Origin of the sequence: Paenibacillus sp. GM2FR, from assembly GCF_002803325.1 — a bacterium.
Lineage (GTDB): Bacteria > Bacillota > Bacilli > Paenibacillales > Paenibacillaceae > Paenibacillus_AQ > Paenibacillus_AQ lautus.
In genome coordinates this window covers 3,482,621-3,498,875 of record NZ_MKZM01000008.1, presented here as the reverse complement: position 1 = coordinate 3,498,875, position 16,255 = coordinate 3,482,621, and the positions used below count along the sequence as shown (strand labels likewise).

General features: G+C 43.4%; 15 protein-coding genes and 1 pseudogene. 11 read left to right on the top strand and 5 right to left on the bottom strand.

The features are described from left to right. Positions 1 to 122 precede the first annotated feature (122 nt). The 5 genes and pseudogenes from PAEVO_RS15840 (at position 123) to PAEVO_RS15820 (ending at position 6,554) form a co-directional block, all read left to right on the top strand. On the top strand, positions 123 to 1,259 hold the full coding sequence (locus tag PAEVO_RS15840; RefSeq protein WP_100538401.1) for a glycerol dehydrogenase: 1,137 nt from the start codon (positions 123 to 125) through the stop codon (positions 1,257 to 1,259). Position 1,260: 1 nt separating this feature from the next. Beyond that, positions 1,261 to 3,021: a dihydroxyacetone kinase subunit DhaK gene (gene dhaK, locus PAEVO_RS15835; RefSeq protein ID WP_100538400.1), complete on the top strand. Its 1,761-nt coding sequence runs from the start codon at positions 1,261 to 1,263 to the stop codon at positions 3,019 to 3,021. A gap of 223 nt (positions 3,022 to 3,244) precedes the next feature. Then, positions 3,245 to 3,850, top strand: a pseudogene (locus tag PAEVO_RS15830) (IS5 family transposase). Between the two features lie 32 nt (positions 3,851 to 3,882). Continuing rightward, the gene (locus tag PAEVO_RS15825) at positions 3,883 to 4,275 is read left to right on the top strand and encodes a hypothetical protein (RefSeq protein ID WP_100538399.1); all 393 of its coding nucleotides are present in this window, start codon (positions 3,883 to 3,885) and stop codon (positions 4,273 to 4,275) included. A gap of 1,016 nt (positions 4,276 to 5,291) precedes the next feature. Further along, entirely contained in the window at positions 5,292 to 6,554 is a 1,263-nt protein-coding gene (locus PAEVO_RS15820) for a hypothetical protein (RefSeq protein WP_165789674.1), read from the top strand. On the opposite strand, the gene PAEVO_RS15815 is transcribed toward PAEVO_RS15820, so the two are convergent. Continuing rightward, a complete protein-coding gene (locus tag PAEVO_RS15815) occupies positions 6,533 to 7,423 on the bottom strand; it encodes a chymotrypsin family serine protease (RefSeq protein WP_100538397.1) in 891 nt (296 codons plus the stop codon). The genes PAEVO_RS15820 and PAEVO_RS15815 overlap by 22 nt on opposite strands. Before the next feature lie 151 nt (positions 7,424 to 7,574). Then, the gene (locus tag PAEVO_RS15810) at positions 7,575 to 7,931 is read right to left on the bottom strand and encodes a DUF3221 domain-containing protein (protein ID WP_009590036.1); all 357 of its coding nucleotides are present in this window, start codon (positions 7,929 to 7,931) and stop codon (positions 7,575 to 7,577) included. A gap of 303 nt (positions 7,932 to 8,234) precedes the next feature. Here PAEVO_RS15810 and PAEVO_RS33505 point away from each other — a divergent pair, with 303 nt between their 5' ends. Further along, on the top strand, positions 8,235 to 8,687 hold the full coding sequence (locus PAEVO_RS33505; protein WP_133120331.1) for a hypothetical protein: 453 nt from the start codon (positions 8,235 to 8,237) through the stop codon (positions 8,685 to 8,687). A gap of 157 nt (positions 8,688 to 8,844) precedes the next feature. Here the strand turns inward: PAEVO_RS33505 and PAEVO_RS15805 are convergent, their stop codons facing one another. After that, positions 8,845 to 9,975, bottom strand: coding sequence for a hypothetical protein (locus PAEVO_RS15805; protein WP_165789673.1), 1,131 nt, complete (start codon positions 9,973 to 9,975; stop codon positions 8,845 to 8,847). Between the two features lie 777 nt (positions 9,976 to 10,752). Between PAEVO_RS15805 and PAEVO_RS15800 the strand changes: the two genes are divergently transcribed. From PAEVO_RS15800 to PAEVO_RS15780, 5 genes are all read left to right on the top strand, one after another. Continuing rightward, positions 10,753 to 11,388, top strand: a complete 636-nt coding sequence (locus PAEVO_RS15800; protein WP_243390795.1) for a DinB family protein — start codon at positions 10,753 to 10,755, stop codon at positions 11,386 to 11,388. Between the two features lie 59 nt (positions 11,389 to 11,447). Further along, positions 11,448 to 12,242, top strand: a complete 795-nt coding sequence (locus PAEVO_RS15795; protein WP_100538396.1) for a hypothetical protein — start codon at positions 11,448 to 11,450, stop codon at positions 12,240 to 12,242. 64 nt (positions 12,243 to 12,306) lie between these two features. Continuing rightward, on the top strand, positions 12,307 to 12,924 hold the full coding sequence (locus tag PAEVO_RS15790; RefSeq protein WP_100538395.1) for an SUKH-4 family immunity protein: 618 nt from the start codon (positions 12,307 to 12,309) through the stop codon (positions 12,922 to 12,924). Between the two features lie 240 nt (positions 12,925 to 13,164). Continuing rightward, positions 13,165 to 13,569 (top strand): zinc ribbon domain-containing protein, encoded by a 405-nt coding sequence (locus PAEVO_RS15785; RefSeq protein ID WP_100538394.1) that lies wholly within the window; start codon positions 13,165 to 13,167, stop codon positions 13,567 to 13,569. Between the two features lie 48 nt (positions 13,570 to 13,617). Beyond that, complete coding sequence (locus PAEVO_RS15780) at positions 13,618 to 14,022, top strand: NUDIX hydrolase (protein WP_100538393.1); 405 nt, start codon at positions 13,618 to 13,620, stop codon at positions 14,020 to 14,022. A 227-nt stretch (positions 14,023 to 14,249) separates the two neighbouring features. Here the strand turns inward: PAEVO_RS15780 and PAEVO_RS15775 are convergent, their stop codons facing one another. Together PAEVO_RS15775 and PAEVO_RS15770 are read right to left on the bottom strand one after the other, a co-directional pair. After that, the gene (locus PAEVO_RS15775; RefSeq protein ID WP_100538392.1) at positions 14,250 to 15,128 is read right to left on the bottom strand and encodes a carbohydrate ABC transporter permease; all 879 of its coding nucleotides are present in this window, start codon (positions 15,126 to 15,128) and stop codon (positions 14,250 to 14,252) included. Positions 15,129 to 15,165: 37 nt separating this feature from the next. Next, positions 15,166 to 16,092: an ABC transporter permease gene (locus PAEVO_RS15770; RefSeq protein ID WP_100538391.1), complete on the bottom strand. Its 927-nt coding sequence runs from the start codon at positions 16,090 to 16,092 to the stop codon at positions 15,166 to 15,168. Between the last annotated feature and the right edge of the window lie 163 nt (positions 16,093 to 16,255).

Below are 16,255 nucleotides of genomic sequence, written 5' to 3'. Positions count from 1 at the left end.
TTACCATGTGAATGACAAAAAAACACGATAAGAAAACGCTTTATTCCGATCTCATTGTTTCATGCTTCCCTAATGAGTGAAATCTATAATAATACATATAGTCAATCTAGGAGGAATGAAAAATGAGAAGGGCGTTTATCAGTCCGACAAAATATGTGCAAGGTGAGAACGAACTGTTGAATTTAGGTTATTTTGTAAAGACATTCGGAGATTCCGCTCTGCTGATTGCCCATCCCGATGATGTTGCACGGGTGAAAGACAAGCTGGAGTCAACGAAACAGAAATTCAATATAACGCTAGTTGAAAGCGGCTTCCGTGGGGAATGCTCCCGGCAGGAGGTTGCCCGATTGCAAGCTTTGGCGAAGGAGCATCAATGTGCCTGCACGGTTGGCCTCGGCGGAGGCAAAGCCATTGATACGGCAAAATGCGTAGCCGAAGGCGAGGCTCTGATTATTGTCCCGACGATTGCGGCAACCGATGCACCGACAAGCCATTCGGCGGTCCTCTATACCCCGGAAGGCGAATTCGATGATTATGCTTATTTCAAACAAAGTCCTAGCGTTGTTATGATTGATACAACGGTTATTGCCAAAGCACCGACTAGATTCCTTGTTGCTGGAATGGGAGACTCGCTCTCTACCTATTTCGAAGCAAGAGCGACGGCTCAATCGTATTCCAATGTCAATGCTGGTTTGCCATGCGGCGTTCGCGAAGGCGTGTGCGGCGAGGCCAAAGGGACGATTACATCGCTGGGGCTTGCAAAGCTATGCTATGACACACTGCTTGAGAACGGATACAGAGCAAAACTGGCCTGTGATCAAAATATCGTGACACCAGCCTTGGAGAATATCGTCGAGACGAATATTCTGTTATCGGGACTAGGCTTCGAGAGCGGCGGTTTGGCAGCGATTCACGCGATACACAATGGCTTGACGGCTTTGGAAGGAACCCATCATTATTATCACGGCGAGAAGGTAGCCTTCAGCACGATTGCTCAATTGGTGCTTGAGAATGCGGACCGGGAGGAAATGAAGGAAGTGCTGGACTTCTGCCTGTCGATTGGTCTCCCTGTATGCCTGGCGGATATCGGAGTAGAGCAAGTGACCTACGAGGAATTGCTCGAAGTGGCCAAGAAGGCATGTATTGCCGAGGAATCCATTCATTCAATGCCATTCCCGATTTCGGAGGAAGCGGTAGCATCCGCGATTATGGCCGCTGACCAGTTGGGCCGTCAATACAAATTAAGTAAGGAGATATAAGATGAAGAAAATCATGAACAAGCCGGAAACCTTGGTTCGGGAAATGTGCAATGGGCTTGTGCTGGCGCATCCTGAGCTGGCGTTCAACCCTAAATTTAAAGTGATTTCCAAAAAAGAAATCAACCCCAATAAAGTTACGCTGATCAGCGGCGGCGGAAGCGGGCACGAACCCGCCCATGCCGGATTCGTTGGAAGCGGCATGCTGGATGCGGCCGTGTGCGGCGATGTGTTTGCTTCCCCATCCCAAATTCAGGTGTATCAAGCGATCCGCAGCTCCGCGAGCAATAAGGGAACGCTGCTTATTATCAAAAATTACAGCGGCGACATCATGAACTTCAAAAATGCGGCCCACCTTGCGAGCGAGGACGGTATCCAAGTGGATTATGTGAAGGTCGACGATGACATCGCCGTTGAAGACAGTCTCTATACAGTAGGGAGAAGAGGGGTTGCCGGAACGGTGCTCGTTCATAAGGTAGCCGGAGCGGCCGCAGAAGCGGGACTGTCCCTGCCGGAAGTGAAAGAAGCGGCGCAGCATGCGATTAACCATGTTCGCAGCATCGGCTTTGCGTTTACCTCCTGCACCGTGCCCGCCAAGGGAACTCCGACGTTTCATATCGAAGCTGACGAGATGGAATACGGCGTCGGCATTCATGGCGAACCGGGAATCCGCAGGGAGAAAGCCGTTCCTGCAGATGAGCTGGCGCAGCGGATGGTCACGTCTTTGCTGGACAACTTGCAGATGAATGATTCTGCGGAGCACGAAGTTGCCGTATTAATCAATGGATTTGGCGGCACGCCGCTGCAGGAGCTGTACTTGCTGAACAATTCCGTGATGCGCGAATTGGCTTCCCGGAACAAGCGGGTATTCAAAGTCTTCGTCGGCAACTATATGACCAGCATCGATATGGCAGGCGCATCGGTGACGATCATGAAGCTGGACGAGACGCTCAAGAAGTGGCTGTCTGCGCCATGCGATACGCCAGCACTGTCGGTTAAGGGATCTTTTGAGCCCGTGAACTATACCGAGGTTATCCATGAACAGAAGTCAGAGAACACGGTATCGTATAAAAACAATACGGATGCTGACGCAGCAGTGATTAAGAACAACCGGTTATCCTTGCAAAATATCGTATATCTGATCGATCAAATGAGCGAGGTCATCATCGAGAACGAGGTGCCGTTCTGCGAGCTTGACGCCCATGCCGGAGACGGGGATTTCGGCATGAGTGTCGCTAAGGGCTTCAAGCAGCTCAAGGCGGAGTGGGATGATATTCTAACCCACCATCTTCGTGATATCGGCGATTTCCTCGACGCCTGCTCGATGATCATCATGGAGCATTGCGGCGGGGCTTCCGGACCGATCTGGGGATCCGCATTCCGTGCAGCGAGTAAATCTGCCAGTCAGAAGCAGGAATTGTCCGTTCAAGAGGTCGCAGATATGATGCAGGCCGTTGTGAAAGGGATCCAGGATACGGGCGAAAGATCGTTCGGAAGAGGAGCGGTCGTCGGCGACAAGACATTGATCGATGCACTCGTGCCGTTCGCGGATGCCTGGACACATAGTGCAGAGCAGGGCGAAGAGATGAAGCCGGCAGCGATCAAGGCGGCAGAGGCAGCGGTTCTCGGAGCGCAGAAGACGGCAGACATCGTTGCCCGAATGGGAAGAGCGGGGACGGTAGGCGAACGCAGCATCGGATACCCGGATGCGGGCGCACACGCGCTCGGGGTTATTTTCACCGAGCTTGCCAAAGTGATGAAGTAATGTACAAAAGCGGTATGTACTTTTCGGAGAAGATGTGCGTTGTCATAATTAGTGATAATATTTTCATAATTTATGAGAAAACTTTTTCACAATTAGCGAGAAATGTATTTTTATACAATTGATATGCATGTTGTTGGTGACATTCCACACTTATAAAATATTTAGTTAATCTAGGGCGTGTATGCAAACTGTGACCCTATAATTTGGGTAATTAATAAGTATGATGAGACGATATGAAATACGTGACGACCAATGGGAAAAGATTAAGGACCTACTGCCACCGGAACGAAAACCACAAGGAGGGAGACCCCCGAAAGACCATCGTCATATGCTGAATGCCATGTTATGGATTGCACGCACCGGTGCCCCTTGGCGGGATTTACCGGAATACTACGGCTCTTGGTCCAGCGTTTACAGCCGATTTCGCCGCTGGCAAATCGCCGGCATTTGGGACAAAATCTTAGAGCATGTCTCCATTGAACCTGATTGGGAAAGCGTCATGATTGACGCGACAATCGTCCGTGTCCACCAACATGGATCGGGAGCAAAAGGGGGGGCCTCAAGCAAGCAATAGGGCGTTCTCGTGGCGGACTAACCACCAAAATTCACGCCGTGGTTGATGCTCTCAGCTACACCTGTGATACCCAGTAAGAAAAATCGCCGCAAACCAAGAAAATGGGATAACGAAATTTACAAAGAACGGCATCTCATTGAATGTTTTTTCAATAAAGTCAAACATTATCGTCGGTTGGCGACTCGCTTTGATAAGTTAGCAAGCTCATTCAAGGCTTTTTTAACGCTGGCATCCATTATGGTCTGGCTCGCTTAGGTTTACATACACGCCCTAGTGAAGAGATCATTATGTTCCGTGCTTTTTTAAAGAAAATAGATATGGATCTTCCATTTCCTAATCCTTCGAACATAGCAGATCCACATTTGGCCGCTAAGATTTATTACATCTCAAAGGGTATTCCATTTTATGTCATGAAGCTGATGGAAAGGGCTACCTACTTTGCAGCTCTGCAAGGCGCTGATCAAATCTCAGAAATTCATATGGCTCAGGCACTGCCAAAACTAAAACAGGTAGCTAGGCCATATGTAATTAATCCTTTTACGGATATGAATTTTGATTTAGCATCAGCCATCAGCAGCGAAACTGACGCAGAAGATAGATTCAAAGAAAAACTTATGGTTAATAGCAAAAAGTCAAGACGAAAAAAAGCCGCAGTTGAGATGGGAAAAGCCGGAGTCTAATGGGACTCCGGCTTTTTAATGTACGCGCTGCATCGGCGTATCACTAGGGTGAAAGTCCTGAACAGGGGCTGGCGAGCGCCTACCGTTATCCAAGGGCAAGGGGGGCTTTGTCCGATCCTACGACACCCATTAAACAAATTGAAACTCATTTTGAGCTCAGTAAGTAATGGTCTAAAGCCTGGTTGTGGATATCAGCCAGGCCTCTTTAACTTACATTCTAAAAAACAAGCTTTATATCCATGGAAAGTGAAATAAAAAACTTGTCTACAACACAGGTTGTCCGTGAAAGTTATGTCAAAATCTCAATTTTGTGCGAAAAGATGTTCGGATTCTGGACCCTCATTCATATCATGGTGGCGAGTGACGAATCTTATGATCAGCGGTGTGATTAGTTCATTAATAATGCCTAAGTATTCTGTGGATTTATACAGATAGTTCGCTCCCTTTACTTATTTGGCTTCTGACATAAATGATTCTGATAGCATGCAGAAAGTAGGGCTGCCACTGTTTTTTTAAAAGGAAGGTATGCATTAATCCAAGATCAAATATCTACAAGAAAGTGAGATACCAGATGCCTGAATTTGTTGCATTATGACTGCAAAATCACCCGTTTTACAATTTAAATACTATTCTTTACACAGAACGGCACTTTTTCGACATGAAACAACAAATATTCTTATTTACTATTATTGAATTTACAACTTATATTTTTGGAGTATTCAAGAAAATTTAATAATTATTAGGAGGGTGATTGAAGATACTAAGTTTGATTAAATAGTAATTTCATACATAGGAACATTCACTAAAATGATAGCCATTCATACTCATTATGCGGTTATCGGTACGTGTATCAGCAAGGAGTTTCGTGAATATCAAATTCTTTGAAGGCTTAAAGTTTAACTTTTTATCGTTGCCCCAAGAGTATCCATTTTAATTTGAGAGGTAGGTTTACCGAGGTAATGCGTAAACATTTTATTGTTAGGACAATGGTAATAGTGCTAATGTTCACCTTTTTGATGCAACCACATGTTGAAGGGGACAATCAAGTACTTACGTATGATGATAAACTTGATATTCCTTTAGTAGATTCAATTATTGGTGATAAGCGTACTGACAGACAAATAAAGCAAAGTGGCGTTGAAGTCCTAAATGAAAGAACGATTAACTCGAAGACGTTTAAAGGCCCAGGAAATAAAAAGACAGTTCGTTATGCTAATCAACCAGAGCACTATTTTAGTAATGGGGAATGGAAAGAAATAAATACTAATTTCAAGAGAAAAACTACAAGTGACTCTATAGGTGTGATGGATGAAAACAACTATACAGTGGACATCATGAAAGATTATCCAGGAGTTAGAATCAAAATGGATTCTTACTCGATTAAATATGAACCGGCCAATATCGAGACAGGTAGCAGAGTGAAAATAGTAGAGAATACTGTATCATACTCTGAATTATGGAAATATACCGATCTTATTTATTCAGTAACTAATAATTCAATTAAAATGTATATCGTTATTAAGGATGCAAAGGCCCAAGATGAGTTTAACTTTAATATTAAAACTCAAGGATTAGAGGCAGTTCAAAATGAAGATCAGTCTGTTTCTTTTTTTGATGTAAACGGTATCAAAAAATTTGAGATTCCACCTATGTGGGTGAAGGGTAAAAACAGCGAAATAAAACATTTCGAGAAGATTGGAATAGACTTAACCAAAACAAAGGATGGATATAATTTAAAAATAAAGCTTGACGATTCGGGGCTTCAGTATCCTTTAGTAATTGATCCTTCAACTGTATCTTTTTTTGCATATGATTATTCAAACAAAATTTATATTGATACGTATGAGATGTACACTGACGAAATTGAAGAGGTAGTCTTTACTAACGATGTAATTGATCTTTCTAGTTCGGATAGCCCTAACTATCCAATGAATGTTTACTTCGTTCATCAAGATGTGGAGACGAATGGTGAGACTATTCCACATGGTTATTATGGTTGTTGTTCGCCAGAACCAGGTGTCGATGGTATATCCGCAACTAGAGTAGGTCAAACCGATGTTTATTTAGGAAGTCATGGAGCTATCAATGAACTAGTATTGAATTCGGAAGAGATTAGTAATTTATTTGGTAATAGAAAAGTCGTGTCTGGTGTAGCATTTTGGGTGCCAGAATTAGAGATGGATTATGAAATGTATAATTATGTTTACATAACTTACAATCCTTCGACGGTAAACCCGCCTATCATTACTAAGACAAGTTATGACAATAATTTCAAATAATAGCTTGGATTAACCCCGCTAACATACTCGATGAACCCGGCATCAAACAATGAATTATCTGAGAAAACAGCGTTACTCATTTTACCAATGGAGGATGATCCATCAGATACGTCATACCAAGTCCGGTTTCCACAATGTCCCGCCGTTACCCCAACGTCCTTTAAATTTGCTCTGCCGTTAAAGGATAATGAACAAAAATTCGTGCTTGCTGTTGATTGCATATCAATTTGTTCTCCGGGATACATATTATAGGCTAACGGTTCGTAAACCGCTTTCTCTTCGTTTACTTTCCAGTGGATAATATCAGAATTCCCCTCTTTTAAAATAGCTGCTTCATTTGCTTTATTAGGTTGAGTAGTAGTAATGGCTAAAACACGATTGTTTTCAATATCTAGTCCAACGCCTTGCAAATCAAAGGCTTTAGCCGATTGGGACAGACTGTTTTTCACAGCTTCCAGTTGCTTTTCTGAATATTGTACTTGTTTAATCTCAAAAGTATCCGGAAAATCACTTAATTTCCGAATTTCCAACTCTATTTCAGGGGTTACTTCGGTTAATAGAAAATATTTTTGGCCTTCAATAGAGGTATAGGTTCCCCCATAAATATCACTATAATTTGTTTGCAAATAGATAGAGATTTCTCCATGATCCTCATCCCGTTTAGTTTTCTCAGGATTACTTTCTTCAAAAGGAATAACTGACTTAATGGCGTTTGGAGGCGCGGGGCCAAGGTCTACTTTAATTTCCCCTCTTTCATTGCTTTCCAGATTACTTGAGACAGATACTTGTTTGGTTTCAGAAAAAGCCGTTCCTGTTATCAAAAAGAACGATGAGACAATTATTATAAATGATGACAATTTTCTCTTCACAACCTCAATCCCTTCAATAAATTTTTGGCTCTATTTATAGAACGCATAAACCTCGTGATAGGTTAACCATTTATTGAAATTTTTTTTGTTGTTAGCATTTACTGTAAATTCACTTACTATCAGAGGATCCGTTTTTTTAACATTTCGGTTTTTAATTTTTATCTTCATATCTTTTAACTTCTATCGCTATAGCTTGAGGCGGGCTCGTAAGCAAAGTAGTTGGAGCTGTTACCGTAACTCTCTCACCAATTTCTAGATCCTCGTATAATTTAATATCTGTTATGTGGTAATAAATAACATCGTCTGGATTATCATTATTTAAATAGTCGGACAACTCATTATTGGCTGCGTCATTTTTAGATATATTTCGTACGACCGCAATCATAGGTGTGTTATCATCGTTAATTACCTTATCAAAAATAAAGTCACCTTTCTCTACCTTGGATTGATTGCAACCAATGATTGTGCAACATAGTAATATCGTTATTAATGTTTTGGCTTTTTTCATTTCTGTTCCTCCTAATTCATAGTTTGGATTAGTCTCATTGATGTACCTGAACTCACTTCACAGAAATTATTACATTGCTTAGTCTTAAGTTATTGCTGTAGCAAGATGTGGAGGTTGAAACGCTTTTGATAGTTGTAGATGTTAATTCCCAAAATGAATAGCCATAAGTCCCTTCCCATGACAGATCCATCTAAACTCAATGCAGGAAATAAATAAAATTGGATATAAAGGATTAAAATGTATATAATAATATATAATTTATAAAGACAATGTAATCTATAACATGAAAGGGGCATTAAGATTATGACTGTTACAAGATTTAGAAACTTCCCATTCATCATCAGATTAGTTTCTTTATTATCAGTTTTTACTGGTTTTTTGTACCTACCTTATTTTCTAAATTTAGGATTACCGATATCTCTCGGTCCAGAAATAACTCAAGCCACGATGGCTACAGAAAAGTGGGCATTATTTGCTGTTTTTGGTGGTTTCGGATTATTTGCCGGTTCTTTCTTATATAATTTATCACAAAGCCAACGTTATAAACGCTTTATTTTAGGAATCACGCTTTTTTCCATGTTATTACTAATTTTAGCGCAATTACCTCCACTATTTTTGTGGTTTTATGTGGGAAGTGCAGATTTCTCGTCGACAAGTTTACTGGGGCTTTTTTTACATTTAATATTGTTAGTTCTTGCTTTCTGGGGAGGCATAGCTACAATGCTTGCTTTTGGTAAAACAAACGTCACTTCCTAAGTAACAAAAACCTTTATATTTATCGAGATGCTCTATAATCATTCTCCCTTCCGTAATTAACAAAGTAACTGATCTAGAAAAATAATTAACAAGGCGATCACTCTCACAGAGCGATCGCCTTGTTAATTTCGTAACTTTTATAAGATTGGTATTGCTCTTAATTTCTTGTATTCTCCAGTTTCCAGTAAAGGCCATTCGGCTGAATTCCTTCTGTCCCGATTTCAACGGAGAAAATATTAGCTTCTGAATCTCTAGCTTTTTTTAAATCATCACTACTTGCTTGACCTTCGATTTCGATAAAGCCTTTGAAATCAAGATTTTGATTTTCTACTATTTGTTTTAGAACATCTTCATTAAGACCATTAAGTGCAATTGTAACTCTATCCCCTTTTTCATTAAATGCACGAGCATAAAATACAGAAGAACTAAGTTGGTTCTGCTCATTCATAGTAGTGACTTCTTCAAGAGTTAAAGGTTTGTTAAAAGTAATTTTATACTTGTATTCTTGATCTACAGCGGATGATAAGACACTATCGGCCAGACTTATATATGAAGCAATGTCATCTGCAGTCTTCAGACCTTTATAGGAAGGGCTCACAACCTGTCCCTCGGAGTCATTACTCTGAAGCTCAATTTGATTCAATATTTCCATTTTTTCGTCCCAGGTTGGTATGTAAGACTGATCTAACATCAAAGTTGACATTGTCGATAAATCATTCCAGTAATGACCTGCCAATGAATCTGTAGAGTTTGGAATAGTATTGAAATCTCCACCTGGAAATAATGGAGAGCCACTCATAGACGAATAAGCAATCATGTAAGGGTTACTGGAACCAGACTTTGACCATGAAGCATAAAAATTATAATCGACCAAATCTTGAATTTCAGCTTTCCCGACTGCTACAACCTCAATTTCATCAACTTTTCCATCTGAATTATCATCCTCGAAATCGAACTTAGGATCAGGTAAGTTACTTGAGGCACCGCCACCAGAATCAAGAGCGCTCTTTCCATTATCCCTAAAATCAAAGGTAGGGTAATTTGCCACCCATGACATATAGTCAACTTGGCTAGCAGACCACCAAAAATCCAACTCGTTATATGCTAGAGTGGATGAAATTTTTTCAGCTGTAAAAGTTCCGGAAATAGGTTTGTCCCAATTTGTCAATGTATTATTGGTCCAAGTTTTTGTTGCGGCAAATGCACTTGTAGAAAAAGCAGAGAACGAAAGTGCCACTACTGCTAAACATGTTACGAATTTTTTACTAGTTAAAGTCAAACTACTCACTCCTTGTAAGCGTTATATTAGTATACATAAAATTACTTTAATACTAACTTCCCCCTCCTTTTTTAAGTTTTTTAAGTGTCCCTTACAGCTACTTTAATGCGGTGTACAATAATATAACGATTATAATTACAAATTCTTACTAAAATACATAAATTTATTTCAAAATTTGATATTTTATGGGGGAGTTTAAATGAGCATACAAATCAAGACTTCAATCAACGAGGAGAAAAGGGGTACAGACATTTCTCCAGAAGAAAAGGTCTACCGATTGTATTATCACTATTTGTATTGATTAAATCTCTATAGTCTCTTTTTAACTCATTTATTAAGATTCCTTTCAGAGAAATTTAGTGTGAAATTTGTTTGTGCAGGTAACGAAATTCCTGAGTTTTCATCAGAAGTCGCTAGATATAGTAGGATTCAAAAAGTAGTGTAAAACAAGCTAAGTGTCAGACCTCGATCAGTTATCGAGGTCTTTTTTTGTGCATTAATCGTATTGGAGACTAATTGTATACACTAAATACATTAATTTGTATATTTATTCAGTTCCTCGATTGCTGATATTCTCATCAATTATGAATTTTAATACGATTATTCTTGTTTTCTTAATAGTCCTTCTCAATAATTATGAAAACGCCTCTTGATATATTAGTGTTTTTACAGTGCTTTCTCTCAAAAATTATGACATCACACAGAAGAAGAAGATGCCAGAGGCATGAATTTTCAAGCAAATTCTCACTTCGTGGCTTACGTCCTTCGGTCATCAGATGTATAATCATGGAAGAAGCAGGCAGCAAGCGCCCCAGCCTAAGATCAATGCTATCTAAGGCTGGGGCGCTTTTTGTGAATTCAAGGATGTTATATGAAATTATGGATTCTTTTGATCAAGGAAAGGGAGTGTTTTCCATGGAACTTCAAGAAATCAATCAAAAGTTAAAAGAAACAAGAGACGAATTACTTGGAATCCTTAATGGATTGAGCGGAGATCAATTAAACCAGAAGAAAGACTCAAACAGTTGGAGTATCAGCCAGGTATGTCAACACCTATATAAGACAGAAGAATTATATGTGGTTGCTATTAAAAGAGGATTGAAGGGCAAGGAAGATTCAATTATTGAGAATAAACCTTTGGAATTTCTGCTGGACAGAAGTAGAAAGTTAGAAGCACCTGACATTGCTAAACCAACCGATGAGATTATAGAATATCAAGAAATTGTCGAGAAACTGCATCATTCAAGAGAGAAGCTAACGGAACTGCTCCATTCATTAGAAGACCCGTCCGTGCTAAGCAGAAGACATTTCACCCACCCCGTCTTTAAAGAGATGTTATTAATTGAATGGGTTAAATCACTGTACTTGCATGAACAAAGACATATTAAACAAATAAATGAAATGATCGAAGGATTTAAATAATTCTTTTGCTTACTTTGATATGATAGGGACAAGAAAATAGTGGGAAGTGAGGAGAAGTGGTGGATAAAAAAGCGAAAAAGACTTTACTCCAAACGTTCTGGTCATCCAGCGGCTGGAAAAGCAGTCCTTTGCCGTTCGTTGGGGAGGATTTTGATTACGCGAAGAGCATGAGGCTGATGTTCGACCCCATCACCATCAGACATGATGAGCTGGTCCAGCGGCTGCACTGCCTGCATCAGACGGTTACAAAAGAAAAGGTGGCAGCTGCTTTTCTGCACAGCTTGTCCACGAAACAGGTCCATTTGCGAAGCGCGCTCTCCAGCTGGGCGCTGACCTCGCGCCAGCCTCTTCATACGTACGAAGAGCGGCGCTCGGCCGTGCCGAATTACAGCAGCTGCGGGGATTGCAATCACGCGGGGCTGCAGTCCGACCGGGATTATATGAATGCCGACTTGAATGTGCTTAATTTCGAACGGGTCAAATGGGGAGGCATCCGTTTGAATCACCTGCTCTACTGCTGGCTTGATCTGGAGCTGTTGAGCCATGAGGAGAGCTTAACGGTGGATGATGAAGATATCGCCATCCTGCGGGGTCTGATAGAAGCCGTTGAAGACTGTACCGAACAAGAAAGCCCACGTCATTTGGAGAAGCGCTGGAAGGATGTTTTACCTTCAAGCAAGCATGAACGAGACGTGCTCATGGAAGTTTGGGGATATGCCGGCGTGCTGGTTCCGCAGGATACACCTCGCACGCGTCCGAGGAGAAACGACGATTTTTTCTCGATGTCGGAGTGGCAAGGAAGCGACGGGTATTCCCGGGATGCGCTTCAGTATTATTTCGGCGAATATCTATAAATCGCACTTTATCACAATAGGTTCAAGTTTGCGTGCCCGTTTAGGATTATAGGGGAGGGTTAGAATGGAGCAGCAATATCACACGTTGTATGATCACGGGAAGCTGTCTTATAGGAGGGAAAGCTTGGACCATCTGGGAATGCCCGATAAGATGGCGGAAACGCTAGTGCATTGGGGAATGCCGGACTTTGATCCGCAGGAGCCTCCTTTGGGTCTTCTGTTTCACGAAGCGTTACCGCTGCAGGATGTTCATGGAGCCTATATCGCGATCGGAAGGGAAATCTGGAGCGTAGGGCTTCATGTCGCGATCAAAAGGGATACAGGGGTGGTATGGGCAATAACGGAGGGCGGTACACAGAAACCGACCTATATGAACGCCTCCATCGAGAGCCTGCTCGCCTTTATGGATCGTGTGCTTCGATTCAAACAGCAAAAGGAGCGCTTGCAGCCCGATCCTCCTCCCATGATCTTGACGGTAGAACAATCTCGCCTGATGCTTGAGAAGTTCAGGAGAGGGGAGATCAAGCCGAGAACCCGACCGGACGCCTTGCAAGCTCAGCACGAGTGGAAGGCGGCCTTCGAACAAATGATGCTGGAACTGAAAGACATGGACCTTACTGCCGTCCGTTCCTCATCATGGTGGGGAATTGTGCTGGAGGAAATGAAGGAGCGCTTGAGGTAGCACAATGGGGCTTCATGGCTGCACAGCATGAACAGTCGTTACCATACTCCTCGAAATCCACATGGTGGAGTTAGAAGTAAGTCCATTCATGGATATCATGGAAAGTAGAAAAGAAAACGACATACCAATGGATTTTATAAGATCAGGTATCTACATAATCGAGAGTAGGCCTGGCTCCACTATATAGAATTGGACTTCCTACATATGGATAATTGAAGACATATCAGAGAGGAGCTTCAAATGAGAAGCATTAAACCAGGTCGTGGACCATCGGCCATGGGAGCGGTTGGGAGTGTTGCGGTTGGAATTTTCGGGATTTTCTGGACGATATCGGCAGCAAGCATGGGGGCTCCTGTCTTTTTTGTTCTGTTTGGAGTCGTCTTTGTCGGGGTCGCGATTGTGCAGGGAATTTTTCATCTTAAAAATGCTACTGGAGCTAACCGCATGTCGATCTATGATATTACCGACGACGAACCGGATCCATTAGACCCTTACCTTAAAGCGAATTCAAGGCAAAGTGTTAACAACGAAGAATTTAGACAGGATGGCGATTTCAATTTCTGCCCGTATTGCGGGAGAGCGATCAAACATGACGCGTACCAATATTGTCCGAAGTGCGGAAATGACATTGGGGAGAGGCAGTAGTCTTACTGGGAGTGGCATTTAAAATGACAGAATGGGGAGGATTAAACTTTGGGATTTCATGACACGTACAGATTTGGTGTGCATGCCATCATATCGAATGCCGACGGCAAGCTGCTCTTATTAAAACGGACCTATGGGAATAAGGGATGGAGTTTGCCCGGTGGCGGGGTGGATCCCGGCGAAACGATCCATGAAGCGATTTTTCGCGAATGCCGCGAAGAACTGGGCCATACCATACAAGATGTGGTCTTGACCGGATTTTATTACCACAGCCACATCAATGCACAGGTCGGCATTTTTCGTTGTTCGATCCCGCCTCAGGCGGAAATTATCCTTAGCGCAGAGCATTCGGAGTATAAATGGGTCGAGCTGTCGGAGCTAAGCGAAGTTCAGCGATTAAGGGCCATGGATGCATTGGCTTATCAGGGAGAAGTCAAAAGCCGGGCGTTTTAGGGTTCATTCCGTTCTTCATAGAGCTGTAACCGTTACTGTCCATGTTCAAATCAACAACGCTACGTTAGCCAGCACCGTGCACGATGCTCCATCCCAAGCAGTAGACGAATCCAAACAGCCAGCCATCATAGAAAAGAGGCTAACCGTGAAATCGGTTAGCCTCTTTGTTTTCGGTAAAGCCTGATCCAAGGCTTATGACCTAAAGACCATTGCATGCGGATGAAGCCCTACTCCTTCAAAGAGCCAATCAACAACCCTTTAATGAAATACCGCTGCAGGAACGGATAGAACAGCACCACCGGACCGATCGTCAGAATGGCGGTGGCCATCTTCACCGATTCCTGAGGCAGCGTCTGGGTGCCGAGGATGGCTCCGCTGCTCTGCATCTGTTGGATCATGCTGATCTCGGAGTTCAGCTTAAACAGCAGGTACTGAAGGGGATACAGCTTCTCGTTGTCCACCAGCATGATGGCGTTGAACCAGTTGTTCCAGTAAGCAATGCCGTAGAACAGCGTAATCGTGGCCAGGACGGGCATGCATAGCGGGAAGAAGATTCGGAACGCGATATAGAAGTCGCTTGCGCCGTCGATTTTGGCCGCCTCCGTAAGAGAAGGCGGAATTTGGGACATGTAGTTCCGGACGAGAAACAGGTTGAACGGGTTGAACACCAGGGACGGGATGATCAAGGCCCAAATCGTATTGTTCATGCCGAGATTGAGGTTGATCAGGTACCAGGGAACCAGGCCCGTGTTAAACACCATCGTAATGAAAAAGAACAGTCCGAGCCCATTGCGGTAACGGATATGCTTGGCGGCCAGCGTATATCCGGCCATAGATGTAATGGTGACCGCAAGGATCGTACCGATCACCGTCACGAGGATCGAGATCATGTAACTCCGGTACAGCGGCGTGCTGCCGAACAGGAGCAGCTTGTATGCATCCAGCGACAGCTCGGTCGGAAACAGCTGGTAACCGAACTGCTTAATGCTGGCTTCGTCGGTAAAGGACACCATGAGCACAAGCAGCATGGGCAGGATGCAGAGAATGGAGATGATGCCGATCAGTGCTGCATTCACGGCGTCGAAAAATTTAGGTCTGGACGTCATCTAAGTTTGGCTCCTTTCCGAATGGTTCCGGCTCGCTTTAGAACAAGGCGTGGTCCGGATTCACTTTTTTCACGATTTTATTGCTTCCCCATACGAGAATAAAGCCGACGACGGATTGATACAGTCCGACAGCCATTGCCTGTGCCGGATTCCCGATGGTGCGGAGGGAACGGAACACATATGTGTCGATGACGTCTACGGTCGGATAGAGCAGCCCGTTGTCCTTCACGATGGCATAGATCATGTCGAAGCTGCCGTACATGATTTTGCCCAAAGCGAGCAGGGTCAAGATGGATATGGTCGGCAGCATGAGCGGAATGGTGATATGGCGGATGAGCTGCCAGCGGGTAGCGCCGTCGATCCGGCCGGCTTCGTAATAACTGTCATCAATCCCCGTAATGGCCGCCAGATAGATGACGAGGTTCATCCCGAGATCCTTCCAGACCGCCGCGGTCGTAAGAATCCACGTCCAGTATTGCGGAGAGGCATACCAGTTGACGGGATCGACATGGAAGAACGCCAGGATCCGGTTCAGGATACCGTAGTCGGTCGACAGCAAGCTGTAGATGATGTAGCTGACGATGACCCAGGATAAGAAATGGGGGAACAAAATCGTAGATTGGGTCACCCTCGAGAACCAGCGGCTGCGGAGCTCATTGAACAGAATGGCCAGCGCCATGGCTGCGAGCGTGCCAACGATGATGAATAGAAAATTGAGCTTCAAGGTGTTGAAGGTGACCTCCCACGCCCGGGGTGACGAGAAGAAGAACTTGAAATTGTCGAAGCCGACCCAGGCGGAATTGAAGAGTCCCGTCTTGAAGTTGAATTTCTGGAACGCAATGAGCATGTACGGAAGCGTGAAATATCCGAAGACCAGCGTATAGATGGCAGCCGGTACGACGAGCAGGTAGGCGGATCCGTTCGAGCGGATTTCGCGCAGGAAGCCGGAGCGGCTTTTTTTCATTGGTAAGCACGTCCTTTCGTTTGTGATGGCGGTTGCAAGCGTCTGCAGTTCTGATTCGAGTGTAAAGAGAGTTACCGCGGGCAGTAAACTATGAAAATAGAGTTTGAACGGATTGAAGCGAGGAACGTCTGCTTTAAAAAACGGAAAAAACTTTGAATTTGAG

Excerpts from the sequence above, each read along its gene's own strand:
- PAEVO_RS15775 (WP_100538392.1), bottom strand. The coding sequence starts at position 15,128 with ATGACGTCCAGACCTAAATTTTTCGACGCCGTGAATGCAGCACTGATC.
- PAEVO_RS15800 (WP_243390795.1), top strand. The coding sequence starts at position 10,753 with ATGGAAGAAGCAGGCAGCAAGCGCCCCAGCCTAAGATCAATGCTATCT.
- PAEVO_RS15790 (WP_100538395.1), top strand. The coding sequence starts at position 12,307 with ATGGAGCAGCAATATCACACGTTGTATGATCACGGGAAGCTGTCTTAT.
- PAEVO_RS15840 (WP_100538401.1), top strand. The coding sequence starts at position 123 with ATGAGAAGGGCGTTTATCAGTCCGACAAAATATGTGCAAGGTGAGAAC.
- PAEVO_RS15810 (WP_009590036.1), bottom strand. The coding sequence starts at position 7,931 with ATGAAAAAAGCCAAAACATTAATAACGATATTACTATGTTGCACAATC.
- PAEVO_RS15785 (WP_100538394.1), top strand. The coding sequence starts at position 13,165 with ATGAGAAGCATTAAACCAGGTCGTGGACCATCGGCCATGGGAGCGGTT.
- PAEVO_RS15770 (WP_100538391.1), bottom strand. The coding sequence starts at position 16,092 with ATGAAAAAAAGCCGCTCCGGCTTCCTGCGCGAAATCCGCTCGAACGGA.
- PAEVO_RS15820 (WP_165789674.1), top strand. The coding sequence starts at position 5,292 with ATGCAACCACATGTTGAAGGGGACAATCAAGTACTTACGTATGATGAT.
- dhaK (WP_100538400.1), top strand. The coding sequence starts at position 1,261 with ATGAAGAAAATCATGAACAAGCCGGAAACCTTGGTTCGGGAAATGTGC.
- PAEVO_RS33505 (WP_133120331.1), top strand. The coding sequence starts at position 8,235 with ATGACTGTTACAAGATTTAGAAACTTCCCATTCATCATCAGATTAGTT.
- PAEVO_RS15825 (WP_100538399.1), top strand. The coding sequence starts at position 3,883 with ATGTTCCGTGCTTTTTTAAAGAAAATAGATATGGATCTTCCATTTCCT.